This is a genomic window from Binatus sp. (SeqCode), assembly GCF_050013435.1.
Classification (GTDB): Bacteria; Desulfobacterota; Binatia; order Binatales; family Binataceae; genus Binatus.
In genome coordinates this window covers 1-13,249 of sequence record NZ_JBEKFG010000046.1, presented here as the reverse complement: position 1 = coordinate 13,249, position 13,249 = coordinate 1, and the positions used below count along the sequence as shown (strand labels likewise).

Sequence of the window (13,249 nt, the reverse complement as noted above, 5' to 3'; positions counted from 1 at the left end):
AGCGCGTATCGCGTCAGCACCAACATCCGGTTACGCAAAGCTCTCCTTACAGGAGAGGAAACAGGGCGGGGCTTACCAGCGGATGACTTGCTCGTAAATCTTGGGCAACTGGCGCGGCAGCGAGGCGATGTCCTCGATCACCAGGTAGCGCGACGATTGGCACATCTGGCGCAAGTAGTCGTGCCCGGTTTTGTCCACCGTGATGCAAAACGGCAGCACTCCTGCCAATTCGAGTTCCTTCAACGCGACCATCGTGTCCTGAATGCCGTAGGCGTTCGAGCGGCGATCGTGGCCGTAGTCGAAATCCTGCGGGAAGCCGTCGCTGAGCAGGATCATGTGCTTGGCGCGCGAGGAGACGTCCTTGAATTTCTCGCGCACGTGGCGAATCGCGGCGCCCATCCGGGTTGAGCGCTTGGGTTCGACGGCGCCGACGCGAGCCTTCACCTCGTCGGTGAGTTCCTGATCGAATTCCTTGATCACGTAAAACTCGACGTTGTCGCGGCCGTGTCCGGAAAAACCCATGATCGCGTACGAGTCGCCGATTTCCTCAAGCGCTTGCGCCATGATGACCAGCGCTTCCTTGTTCACGTCGATGATGCGGCGGGGACGATTGGCGGTTTGCGGGCGGCGCTGCCATGCCTTCATCCAGTCGTCGGTGTCGTCATCGTCGGTGGGCTTGCGCGGCTCGCGATGGACGGGCTCGTCGGTCGAAGCCGACATGTCGAGCAGGAACAGGGTGGCGACGTCGCGCGCCTCTTTCTTGCGAGCCTTGTAGAAGCGGCCGTCGGGCGTCTCGCCCATCAGGCGCGCGACGCGACCCTCGATGGTGCGATCGATGTCGATTTCCTCGCCGTCCTCGAGTCCGCGGACCATCCGGTACGAGGCCGGGCGGATGCGCTGGAAGTTGCGCCGCACGCCGGGCAGCATCTCGGCGTAGCGAACGAGGGTGTTCTCGAAAAAATCGCCCTCGTCGCCGGCCAGCGGAATTTCGCGCAGCCGGCACCAGTTGCGGCGGTACTCGTTGAGCACGTAGTCCCATTCGTCGTAGGCGTAGTAGGAATCCTGGCGGCCGCGGCCGATCATCAAGCGTCCCTGACCGGTGACGGAGCCGACCTCGCCGAGCTGCTCGCGCATCTGCTCGAGCTCGCTGAGCTGCTTGCCCGTCAGTTGGGTCAGGTACATGCCGTCGCCTTCGGCGCTGCCCTCGCCTTGCGAGGGTTTGAGCTCGGCGCCCTGCTCGATGAGCTTGCGCAATTCCTCGGGCGAGAGCGCCCTACCCTTGCCGCCTTTGGATTGCTTGCCCGAGACGTCCATCTTGACGTTCTGATCGGGCTCGCCGTCGCCGTCGCCATCCTCGCCCTCATCGCCTTCGCCGGAGGTCTGCGTTTCCGAGCCCTTCATTCCCTTGATCAGGTCGTTGCGCATCATCTCGGCTTCTTCTTCGCTGAGCGGATCGCCCTCGCCGCGTTCGCGCGCCTCGCGAATCAGATCCTGGAGCCAATTATAGAGCGAGCTGACCTGGCGGACGCTGGTCATGACGTCGGCGCCGCGCTCGCGAACGGGAGCGAAGTGCCGCGCCGCCATCCAGACCAGCGGGGACTCCGGCCCTTCGCCGGCCGACTCGAGATCGAGCGCCGCCCGCACCAGCATCGTGCTCAAGGACTCGGGATGAAGCCTATCCAGTAGAGAGCGATTGAGGCCCGCGATGCGCGGTGCAAGTCCGCGATAACGGCGCGCCAGTTCGGCGTCGATTCGCGCCGACTCCGCCAGCCGCATCAGAGCGCCGGCCAGGCCGGGGTCGTCGAACGACGCGACGAAGCTGTCGATGGCCTCGACGCCGGTCTCGCCGCGCTCTTCGAAGCCGGCGATATCCGCGAGTTTGAGCTTGAAGGTGCCGAAGTCATGACGCGCCGCCAGATGGGCGGTGGTGGCGAAATAGTAGATGTAGGCGTCGCCGCGAGTGCCGAAGGGTTCGAGCCGCTCGGGCAGATAGATCATTTCGCCGGGCAGGAGCGGATAGTGAAAGGGCAGGATGGGGCCGCTGTTGGCAAGCGAGTCGATGCGGAACTCAAGCGGAAACAGCATCCGCATGAACTTCGTCAGGACGCCCTTGATTTCGAACAGGTCCTGCGCTTTTTCGGCAATTTCAGGCATCGTCGCAATACTAATCTAACCATTGTTACAAAGAGCGATACGCCGATGCAATTTAGCTTGATCGGCGGCGCACAGCGCAAGACGGCGGCGTCGGCGATGGTTCCTTGACTTGCTTGCGGGCGGCGGACTTAGATGATCGTAAGCTATGCTCATCACGATCTTTGGCAATCATCGCCGTCTCGCTCCGATGGCGGCGCTCGGTACCCTTCTATGCCTGGCCGCTTCGGCGCCGGCGCGCGCGGGAATCGCGGACGCGGTCAAGGCGCAGACTCTTCCCAACGGGCTCAGAGTGCTGGTGCTGGAAAATCACAAGGCGCCGCTGGCGATCCTCAGCGTCTTCTACCGCGTCGGCTCGCGCAACGAGCAGATGGGCAAGACGGGACTGTCGCATCTGTGCGAGCATCTGATGTTCAAGGGCACCAAGAAGGTGGGGCCCGAAGAGTTCTCGCAGATCATCCAGCAAAACGGCGGGATGGATAACGCATTCACGGAAACGGACTTCACCGACTATTTCGAGAAGATCACCAAGGATCACCTGGACGTGCCGATCACGCTCGAAGCCGATCGGATGGCCAACTTCGAGCCCAAGGATTTCGACAAAGAGAAGCACGTCGTGCTCGAAGAGCGGCGGCTGCGCACCGATGACAATCCCGAGGACGCGCTCGACGAGATGGTCCGCGCACAAGCCTACCTGGCGCATCCGTACCACTGGCCGGTGATCGGATGGTTCCACGACGTTGACGGGCTGACGCTGGCGGACGCGATGGCGTATCACAAAACTTATTACTCGCCGCAAAACGCGCTGATCGTGGCCGTCGGCGACTTCAACGCCGACCAGGTGCTCAAGCAAATCAGCGAGGCGTTCGCGGGAATCAAGAACGGTCCCAAGCCGCCGCCGGTGACGGAACTCGAGCCGCCGCAACAGGGAACCCGGCGCGTCGAACTGCAGCACGCGGCCAATCTTCCGGCCTTCGAAGAGGCCTATCACGTGCCGAATATTTCCAGCCCCGACAGTTACGCGCTGGAAGTGGCTTCTGAAATTCTGAGCGACGGCCAGAGCTCGCGGCTCTACAAGAAGCTGGTCGTCGAAAAGCAGATGGTGATCGATATCGGCGCCGGCTATGAGATGACCTCGTTCGATCCGGGATTGTTCATCGTGTCGGCGCAGATGCGTCCCGGCGTGAAGGCGGCGGACACCCAGGCCGAAGTCGAAAAGGAACTCGCCGCGCTGCGCGATGCTCCCGTCGGCGCAGAGGAATTGCAGAAAGCCAAGAACCTCGAGCAGGCCCAATACGTGTTCGGGCAGGACTCGATCATGCGCGAGGCCGAAATGCTCGGAATGTACGAACTGCTCGGCGACTACCATCTCGTCGACAAGTACCTGGACGGAATCGACAAGGTGACCGCGGCTGACGTGCAGCGAGTCTCGAAAACTTACCTGGTCGCGGCCAACATGACCGAAGGCGTGCTGGTGCCGACCGGCGTCCTGCCGCACGGAGGCGGCGGACTGAGCGGCGGAGAGTTGCGCCATGCTCCCGACCTGGGCGAAGTCGCGGAGGTGATCCGATGAGCGGCGCGGCGGATCGGATGAAAATGTTTGCAGTGGCCGCGGCAATCGCGGCGTTCGTCTTCGCGGCCACGCCGTCGCATGCACTCGAGATCAAGCGGATGACGCTCAGCAACGGCGCGGTGCTGCTCGTCTCGGAAGAGCATCGACTGCCGATGGTGACGATGATGATCGCGTTTGACGCGGGCACGCGGCGCGACCCCAAGGGCAAGGAAGGGTTGGCCGAGCTGACGGCGCGATGCCTGTCGCAGGGGACCAAGGAACTCACCGCGCCGGAGTTCGATCAGAAAGTCGATTTCATGGGCAGTTCGGTCGCGGTGTCGGCCGGGCGCGATTATTCGACCGCCGGGATGACGACGCTGAAGAAGTACCAGGGCGATACGCTCAAGTTGCTGGCGGGAATCCTGACGGAGCCCGGACTTCGCCAGGCCGATATCGAACGCAAACGCGCCGAGCAGGTCGCGGAGATCAAAGCGGCGGAGGAACAGCCGGGCTACGTCGCGGATGTGGAATTCACCAAAGACTTGTTCGGCGACTCGCCCTACGGGCATCCGGGCGAAGGCTCGGCGGAATCGGCCGGCAAACTTAGCGCTGACGACGTGCGCGGCTTCTACCGCGACAATTACAAGCTCGGCAGCGCGATCATCGCGGTGGCCGGGGATGTGACCGCCGACGAAGTTAAAGTATCACTTGAAAAAGAGCTGGCCGGCCTTTCCGGTTCCGTCGCGCCTCAAGCGCCACCGCCGCCAATCACGATCGGGCCGGGTCTGCATGTGAAGCTGATCGATCGAAGCGTCGTGCAAGCCAATATCATAATGGGTTCCGGCGGCGTGGAGCGTTCGAATCCCGACTTTTACCGGCTGAAAGTGATGAACTACATACTGGGCGGCGGCGGATTTTCCTCGCGCCTGGTGAAGGTCGTTCGCAGCCAGCATGGGCTCGCCTATTCGGTCGCCAGCAGCTTCGAGCCGGGCAAGTTCCAGGGCGCGTTCACCATCACGCTTCAAACCAAGAACCAGAGCTCGAACCAGGCGATCGACTTGATCCTGCAGCAGCTTCGCGAGATCCAGGAAAAGCCGGTCAGCGACGCCGAACTGGATGGCGCGAAAAAATATCTGATCGGCAGCTTCCCGCTGGGGCTCGAGCGGCAGAGCGCGATCGCATCGTTCATGGTGCAGGTCGAGTTTTACGGCCTGGGGACCGACTACGCGGAGCAGTATCCGAAGCTGATCGGATCGGTCACCAAGGACGAAGTACTGGCGGCTGCAAAAAAATATCTGCACCCCGATTCGATGCTCGTCGTCGCGGCCGCGAACCAGAGCGAGGCGAAGATCAAAACCTCGCAGACGGAGAAGGCCGCCGACGCCGCCAGCGCGCAATAGGGCCGTCAGCGAGCCGGATCCGCACGCGCTGATCTTCACGATCGGACATTCGACGCATCCGATCGAGCGCTTCCTCGAATTGCTCGGCGAGCATCGCATCGCGATCGTCGCCGACGTGCGATCGTTCCCAAGCTCAAAACGATGGCCGCAATTCAACCAGGCGGAACTTTCCACGTCGCTCGAGCGCGCGGGAATCGAGTATCGATGGATCAAGCGGCTCGGCGGCAGACGTCATTCGAAGCGCGACGACTCGCCGCATAGCGCGTGGGAGCTTCCCGCGTTCCGATCGTACGCGGACTATACGGAGAGCGCGGATTTCGAAGATGGCATGCGCGAACTTACGCAAGCGGCCGCGGGCGCGCGAACCGCGTACATGTGTTCCGAAGGACTGTGGTGGCGATGCCATCGGCGAATCATCTCGGACAATCTTGTGATTCGCGATTGGACGGTCGAGCACATCATGCCGACCGGGAAATTGTCGGCGCACGTGCTCGCGCCATTCGCGCGCGTCGCGGACGGACGGATCATCTACGACGGTGCGGCCGGTACGGAACCGTGAGTCGCCAGCGTTTGTCACCCTTCCGGCTCTCCTGAAATCAGGCACGTCGGGTGTTCCATTTCGACTTTGAATAAAGTACGCTCTATTTGTAATTCGGTATTTGGCGAAATACCGTTGGCAGGGCTGAACCATGGGAGTAAACGAAGTTTATCGCGCCCTCGGAGATCCGACGCGGCGTGAAATACTGCGCCTGCTCAAGGAACGAGAGCTAAGTGCGGGCGAGATCGCGCAACGATTTCCCCTTTCCAAATCGACGCTGTCGGGGCACTTCTCGGTCTTGCGTCATGCGGGCCTGGTGGTATCTGAACGGTACGCGAACCGAATCGTTTACAGTCTGAATGTCTCCGCGTTCGAGCAAGCACTTGGCGCCGCCCTTGAATTGCTTTCGGTCAGAGCAGCGGGTCGGCGCCGCTCGAAACTCGCAGGAAAAAAGGGAGTACCAAGAAATGCGATTCAACTGGCGCACTGAATTGCCTCTCTTGCTGGTTGTCTTCGCGATGTTTGTAGTCGCGGCGGTAACCTGGCCGAATGCTCCCGATCGGTTTCCGATTCATTGGGGCATGCAGGGTGTCGACGCCTACGGTTCCAAGTTCCAGGGCGTTTTTCTTATGCCCCTCACCGCCGTCGGTGTCTATTTCCTCACCTTGTTGCTGCCGCGCATCGACCCGGGCCGGGCCAATTACGCGCAATTTGCCGGAGTCTATATGGCCGTTCGGCTCCTGGTGCTGCTATTCCTGGCTGCCACCTATGCGATGATGCTGGTGGTCGCCAGCGGCCACGATCTCAATGTCTCAACAATCGCAATCCTGATGACGGGTGCTCTGCTGGTCGTCCTCGGCAACTTCATGGGCAAGATCAGGCCAAACTGGTTCTTTGGAATTCGTACTCCCTGGACGCTCTCCAGCAAGCTCTCATGGGATCGAACGCATCGTCTCGGCGGGTCGGTGATCGTAGCCGGTGGCGTTTGTGTTATGGCGAGTGTTGCGGCACCTCCTCGACTGACAGTTGCAATCTGCGTGGCGGCTGCCATGGGAATGGCGGTTGTACTACTTACCTATTCATATTTCGTGTGGCGTGCCGATCCGGACAAGCAGCCGCCAGCAGGAACTCTGCCAGCAGGACCCATCTGAATGCACTTGTAACGACGTCGTCGTGAATGCGCGGACTATGCGGCGGCGCGATGGTTGAGCGCCTGGCGCAGAAAGCCGGCGGTGTATGACGCCTTCACGCCGGCGACTTCCTCGGGCGTGCCCTTTGCGACTACATTGCCACCGCGATCGCCGCCCTCGGGCCCGAGATCGATCAGGTAGTCGGCGGTCTTGATAACGTCGAGGTTGTGCTCGATCACGACGATGGTGTTGCCCGCATCGGCGAGGCGGCCGAGCACACCGAGCAACTTTTTGATGTCGTCGAAATGCAGCCCGGTCGTTGGCTCATCGAGGATATAAAATGTGCGGCCGGTCGCGCGCCGCGCGAGTTCCTTGGCAAGCTTGATGCGCTGCGCCTCGCCCCCCGACAGGGTCGTCGCGGACTGACCGAGATGAATGTAATCGAGGCCGACGTCGCGCAGCGTTTCAAGCTTCTGGCGAATCGGCGGAACTGAACCGAGGAATTCGACCGCGTCGAGCACGGTCATGTTGAGAACCTCGGCAATATTCTTGCCCTTATATTGAATTTCCAGCGTGTCGCGATTGTAGCGCTTGCCTGCGCAGACCTCGCAGGTAACGTAAACGTCCGGCAGAAAGTGCATCTCGATCCGAATGATACCGTCGCCTTCGCACGCCTCGCATCGTCCGCCCTTGATGTTGAACGAAAATCGCCCCGGCCCGTAACCGCGCATGCGCGCCTCCGGCAATTGCGCAAACAGCTCGCGGATATGGGTGAACAGGCCGGTGTAGGTCGCGGGATTCGAACGCGGCGTGCGCCCGATCGGGCTTTGATCGACGTGAATGACCTTGTCGAGATGCTCGACGCCGTCGAGCGTCTTGTACGCGCCGGCACGTTCGCGGCTGTGATTTAGTTTCTGCGAGAGCGCGCGGTAGATGGTGTCGAGCACGAGCGTCGATTTGCCGGAACCCGAAACGCCGGTGATGCAGGTGAAGACGCCGAGCGGAATCGCGACGGTGAGATCGCGCAGATTGTTCTCATGCGCGCCTTTAATGGTCAGCCATCGGTTCGAGAGCTTGCGGCGCCGGGACGGCACGGGAATCTCGACTTGTCCCGAAAGATACTTGCCGGTGAGCGAGTTTTCATCGCGCATCACTTCCGCGGGAGTGCCCTGCGAGACGACGTAGCCGCCGTGAATTCCGGCGCCCGGTCCCATGTCGATCAGATGATCGGCCTCGAGCATCGTCTCGCGATCGTGCTCGACCACCAGCACGGTGTTGCCGAGTTCCTTGAGGCGCTTGAGCGTCGCCAGCAGGCGCTGGTTGTCGCGCTGATGAAGTCCGATCGACGGCTCGTCGAGGATGTAAAGGACACCGACGAGGCTCGATCCGATTTGCGTGGCGAGACGGATGCGTTGGCCCTCGCCGCCGGAGAGACTTCCCGAGGGGCGATCGAGCGTCAGGTACTCGAGTCCGACGCCGGCGAGAAAATTCAGCCGCTCGCGGATTTCCTTCAAAATGAGTTTCGCGATTTCAGCTTCCTGCGCGCTCAGCTTGGGCGCGGCGAAGAACGCGAGCGCCTGCTTGATCGACATCGCAGTCACTTCCGAAATCGACTTGCCGTTGAAGCGCACGTACAGACTTTCCTTCTTGAGCCGCGCGCCGTTGCAGGTCGGACACGGCCGCATGTTCATGTACGCCTCGAGGAACTCGCGCACGCCTTCGGACTCGGTTTCCTTGTAGCGACGATCCAGCCACTGGAGCACGCCCTCGAACGTTTTCGAGTACTCGGCGCGATGATGCCCGCGCTGGTAGGCGAACTCGATCTCCTCGGTTCCCGAGCCCTGCATGATCGCCTTGCGCACCTTGGCCGGAATTTCCTTCCACGGCTGATCGAGGCTGAACTTGTAATGCCTGGCCAGCGCGTCGAGCACCGGCTGCATATAGTTCATCGTCGCCCACGGAGCGATCGCGCCATCGGAGATGCCCAAGTCCTCGTTTTGCACGACCAGTTCGGGATCGAAATACATGATCGATCCGATTCCCGAGCATTCCACGCAGGCGCCGTGGGGACTGTTGAACGAGAACATCCGGGGCTCGATTTCCGGATACGAGATTCCGCAATCGACGCACGCGAAGCGCTGGCTGAAATAAATCTCGCTCTCGTTGTTGGGCCCGTCCAGGCGCTCGACCTTGAGCAGGTCCTGCCCGTACTTGAAGGCAACTTCAAGCGAGTCCGACAGGCGCTTCTCGATTCCCTTGCGGATCGCGAGCCGGTCCACCATCACTTCGATGGTGTGGCGCTGGTTCTTGTTCAGCGCCGGCTCCTCGCCGAGTTCGTAGAGCTTGCCGTCGATCTTCACGCGCACGAAACCCGCGCGCTTCATCTCGGACAATTCCTTGCGATACTCGCCCTTGCGATCGCGGACAATCGGCGCGAGCACGTGAATCCTCGCCCCGTCGGGCCATCCCATGATTCGGTCAACGATCTGCTGCACGCTCTGCTGGGTGATCTCGCGGCGGCAGTTGTAGCAGAACGCGTGTCCCACCCGCGCGAAGAGCAGGCGCAGGTAGTCGTAGATTTCGGTGATAGTGGCCACCGTCGAGCGCGGATTGCGCGAGGTGGTCTTCTGCTCGATCGAGATTGCGGGCGACAATCCCTCGATCGAATCGACGTCGGGCTTTTCCATCTGTTCGAGGAACTGGCGCGCGTAGGCCGACAGCGATTCGACGTAGCGCCGCTGACCCTCGGCGTAAATCGTGTCGAAGGCAAGCGACGATTTTCCCGAGCCGGAGAGTCCGGTGATCACGACCAGCCGATCTCGCGGAATCTCGAGATCGATGTTCTTGAGATTGTGCTCGCGCGCGCCCTTGATGACGATTCGATCGGCCATCGTTGCTTACGCCGACGCCCGCTGCCCGGCCTTTTCGCGCCCCGCCGCGGCCCGCCACGCATATTCGATCGCGGCAATCATGCTCGACGGATTTGCAATTCCCTTCCCTGCGATGCCGAACGCCGTTCCGTGGTCGGGCGAGGTGCGGACGAACGGCAATCCGAGCGTGACGTTGACCGCACGATCAAACTCCAGCGTCTTGACCGCGATCAAGCCCTGGTCGTGATACATCGCAACCGCGGCGTCGAAGCTAAACGAACCCGCCGTGCGGATGAACGCGGTGTCGGGTGCGAGCGGACCGTACGCGTCGATGCCGTCGCGCTGCGCGCGTCGAATCGCCGGCGCGATCACGCGGATTTCCTCATCACCGAACATCCCGCCTTCACCCGCGTGAGGATTCAATCCGAGCACCGCGATTCGCGGCCGGGCAACGCCAAGCGCGTCGCGCAAATGCGCGCAGAGCAGGCTAATCGTGTCCATGACATTGCGCCGCGTCAGTGCGGAGGGCACTTTCGCAAATCTCATATGCGCGGTCACCAGCACCACCGTCAGCTCGCCGGCCACGAACATCATGCGCCACAGCCGGGTTCGCGCCAGATGCGCAAGCAGTTCCGAATGGCCGGGAAAATGATGCCCCGCGCGGTTCATCCAATCCTTGCTGATCGGCGCGGTGACCAACGCGCCGGCGCTGCCGCTCATCGCCATCCGCGCGCCGGTTACGATGTAGTCATACGCGGCGCCGCCGCCTTCGACCGTGGGATGCCCCGGGCGAATTGCGCGCGCCGGCAAACTCGATATGGAAAGTACGCCGAGTCCTTTGGTCAGACGAATCGGCGGCTGACCAGGGTGCCATTGGGATGGAGCCGGCACATCGCTCAGGCGGGCGGCGGCCGCGCGCATCGCGGACAAATCGCCAACTACCGCAATCGACGGCGCACCACGGCGGCCGGCGAGCGCCGCTGCCGCCTTGAGGATCACCTCGGGCCCGACGCCCGCCGGATCGCCCATGCTGATCGCCAACAGCGGCGGCGTCTTTCGTCTGAGCGCCGTCATCATCTAATACATGGTCTCGACGTAATGCTGCTTGACGAGATCGGAGTCAACCCACTTCTGGAGCTGCGCGCCGGATTGCTCATCGACCAGATGAGCGCGAATCAACGTTTTGACGTCGGCCAGCGGCTGCACGCCCGGCACTTGGTGTTCCTCGAGCTTGACGATATGAATGCCGTGGCTGGTGCGAATCGGCGCTGAAATTTCGCCGGGCTTGAGCGGCCTTACCGCGGCCAGAATCTGGTCCATGACGTCGGACGGCGCGAACCATCCCAGCTCGCCGCCGTTGGACTTTGATTCGTCGTCCGAATACACGCGCGCGAGATCGCCGAAGTCGTCGCCCTTGGCGGCGCGCGCGCGAATCATGTCGGCTTTCTTCTGCGCGGCGGAAACTTGCGCGGCGGTCGGGTTGGGCGGCAGCTCGATCAGAATCTGCGCGAGCTTAAGCCGCTCCTTGGTAATCGTGAAGTCTTCCTTGTGGGCATCGTAGAAGGCCTTGATGTCGGCGTCGGGCACGTCGACTTTCGCGCGGACTTCCTGATCGATCATCATTGCTTTTTCGATATCGAGGCGCGCCCGCTTGCGCAAATCGTCGTAGCTTATTCCGCTCGCCTGCAGTTGCGCACGGAATTCCACATCGCTCATGTGTTTGTCCTGCCGCAACTGCTGGATGTACTTGTCGATCTGAGCGTCATCGACCTTGTCATCGTACTTTTTTACTTCTTGTTCGAGCAATTTCTCCCCGATCAACTCCTTCACCACGACCTTGGCGGCGTCCGAAGAAGCGAAATCGTCGGTCTCGATCGGCTGGCCGCGCTGCGCCGCAAAATCTTTGACCTCGCGCATCGTGATCGGTTCGCCATCAACGCTGGCGACAACCCGATCCAACGCCGGCGTGCTCGGTTCCGGCGGCTCATCCGAGGCAACCGGCGCCGGCGGAGGTGGTGGCGTTTCGTCGCTCTGGGTCGCGGCGGCCGGGGTCGGCGCCGCTTTCGCCGCCCAGGGCGCGTTACCGGTCTCCGATAACGCCGGCCGCGATGACGCCGTAGCTGATGACGCCGTCGCTGTGGAAGAAGCAGCCGGCTGTTTGAACATATCGAAGGCGCCGGGCTTGAGGAGATCCAACGAGCAACCCGAAACCGCGCCCGCCAGGACAATTCCCAGCGACGCCATCAACGCCATCGCCACGTCGGAACGGGCGCGGGCGCGTCGCGCGGCGCCGCGCGGGGACAATCTTCTATTCTGCATTAGTCTAGTTGACGGCCGGCCCGACTTTCGCGGCCGTCCAGTTTTCCAACTTTTCACAGCCCGCCAGGGCCTGCAAGACACCGTCGAGTTGCGCAAACAGCTGCTCGTATTCTCCGGGTTCGATTCGCGCGATCACCTGATACGACGGCGTCAGCCGCATCGTACGCCGATTCTGCTCCGCGAGCTTCACCAGCCGTGCGGTTTCCACCGGCGCATCGGGATGAAATCTGATCTCGAGCTGCGAGCCCTTGAGAATCGCGCTCAGGATCATCAGCTGTTTCATCTGGCGCCGGACATTCATCGCCGCGATCAAATTTTCGATCAGCGTCGGCACCGGGCCGAACCGATCGCGCATCTCGTCGCGAATCTCGCCGAGCTCCTCCTCGCGCTGCGCACGCGCGAGCCGCCGATAGAGCACCAACCGCTCATTCTCGTCGGAGACGTAAGCCTCGGGGATGTACGCGGGCACTGCGATTCGAAGCTCGGGCTCGAAGTCGGGGCGATTGGGCTGGCCGCGCAGTTCGGCAATCGCCTCTTCCATCATCTCGGTATAGAGCTCGAACCCAACCGCCGCGATCTGTCCATGTTGCTCATGGCCGAGCAGGTTGCCGGCGCCGCGATGCTCGAGGTCGGCCATCGCGAGCTTGAAGCCGCCGCCGCTCTCGGACTCGACCAGTTCACGGAGCGCATCGATTCGCCGCTTGGCGTCGCGCGTGATGATGTGTTCGCCGGGAATCAGCAGGTATGCGTACGCCTTTTGGCGCGAACGGCCGACCCGGCCGCGCAACTGGTATAACTGCGCGAGGCCGAAATGATCGGCGCGATTGATGATCATCGTATTCGCGTTGGGAATATCCAGGCCCGATTCGATGATCGCGCTGCAGACCAGCACGTTGACCCGCTTTTCGATAAAGTCGCGCATCACGTCCTCGAGCTGCCGCTCCTTCATCTGGCCATGCGCGATTGCGGTCTTGGCCTCGGGTACCAGCGAGCGCAGATGACTGGCCATGTAGTCGATATTCTCGACGCGATTGTGAACGAAGAAAACCTGGCCGCCACGGTTCAGCTCGCGCAGGATTGAATCGCGGATGGTGGCGTCGTCGAAATGCGCGACGAAGGTGCGAATCGCCTGGCGGTCCGGCGGCGGTGTCTGAATCACGGAAAGATCGCGGATGCCGAGCATCGCCATGTGCAGCGTGCGCGGAATCGGCGTCGCGGTCATCGTCAACACCGGCACCAACTTCTTGAGCTTCTTGATTCGCTCCTTGTCCACCACGCCGAATCGGTGC

Annotated in this window: 10 protein-coding genes; 5 read left to right on the top strand and 5 right to left on the bottom strand. The window is 61.8% G+C overall.

What is annotated here, in order from left to right:
* Window positions 1-72 precede the first annotated feature (72 nt).
* A complete protein-coding gene (locus ABSB13_RS10585; RefSeq protein WP_428108002.1) occupies window positions 73-2,154 on the bottom strand; it encodes a nitric oxide reductase activation protein NorD in 2,082 nt (693 codons plus the stop codon).
* A 145-nt stretch (window positions 2,155-2,299) separates the two neighbouring features.
* On the opposite strand from ABSB13_RS10585, the gene ABSB13_RS10580 reads away from it, so the two are divergent.
* The 5 genes from ABSB13_RS10580 to ABSB13_RS10560 all read left to right on the top strand — a co-directional run bounded on the left by ABSB13_RS10580 (window position 2,300) and on the right by ABSB13_RS10560 (window position 6,792).
* A complete protein-coding gene (locus ABSB13_RS10580; RefSeq protein WP_428108000.1) occupies window positions 2,300-3,724 on the top strand; it encodes a M16 family metallopeptidase in 1,425 nt (474 codons plus the stop codon).
* Entirely contained in the window at window positions 3,721-5,103 is a 1,383-nt protein-coding gene (locus tag ABSB13_RS10575) for a M16 family metallopeptidase (protein ID WP_428107997.1), read from the top strand. Before ABSB13_RS10580 ends, ABSB13_RS10575 begins: the two co-directional genes overlap by 4 nt.
* Window positions 4,985-5,662 (top strand): DUF488 domain-containing protein, encoded by a 678-nt coding sequence (locus tag ABSB13_RS10570; protein ID WP_428108030.1) that lies wholly within the window; start codon window positions 4,985-4,987, stop codon window positions 5,660-5,662. The genes ABSB13_RS10575 and ABSB13_RS10570 overlap by 119 nt, the downstream gene beginning before the upstream one ends.
* Before the next feature lie 130 nt (window positions 5,663-5,792).
* Window positions 5,793-6,131, top strand: coding sequence for a metalloregulator ArsR/SmtB family transcription factor (locus ABSB13_RS10565; protein ID WP_428107995.1), 339 nt, complete (start codon window positions 5,793-5,795; stop codon window positions 6,129-6,131).
* The gene (locus ABSB13_RS10560) at window positions 6,109-6,792 is read left to right on the top strand and encodes an SdpI family protein (RefSeq protein ID WP_428107992.1); all 684 of its coding nucleotides are present in this window, start codon (window positions 6,109-6,111) and stop codon (window positions 6,790-6,792) included. The genes ABSB13_RS10565 and ABSB13_RS10560 overlap by 23 nt, the downstream gene beginning before the upstream one ends.
* Before the next feature lie 35 nt (window positions 6,793-6,827).
* On the opposite strand, the gene uvrA is transcribed toward ABSB13_RS10560, so the two are convergent.
* The 4 genes from uvrA to ABSB13_RS10540 all read right to left on the bottom strand — a co-directional run.
* Window positions 6,828-9,662, bottom strand: coding sequence for an excinuclease ABC subunit UvrA (uvrA, locus tag ABSB13_RS10555; protein WP_428107990.1), 2,835 nt, complete (start codon window positions 9,660-9,662; stop codon window positions 6,828-6,830).
* A 6-nt stretch (window positions 9,663-9,668) separates the two neighbouring features.
* Window positions 9,669-10,718, bottom strand: coding sequence for a 4-hydroxythreonine-4-phosphate dehydrogenase PdxA (gene pdxA, locus ABSB13_RS10550; RefSeq protein WP_428107988.1), 1,050 nt, complete (start codon window positions 10,716-10,718; stop codon window positions 9,669-9,671).
* Window positions 10,719-11,960, bottom strand: coding sequence for a peptidylprolyl isomerase (locus ABSB13_RS10545; RefSeq protein WP_428107986.1), 1,242 nt, complete (start codon window positions 11,958-11,960; stop codon window positions 10,719-10,721).
* A 4-nt stretch (window positions 11,961-11,964) separates the two neighbouring features.
* Window positions 11,965-13,249 (bottom strand): TRCF domain-containing protein (locus tag ABSB13_RS10540; protein ID WP_428107983.1); only part of this gene is annotated, 1,285 nt, incomplete at its 5' end.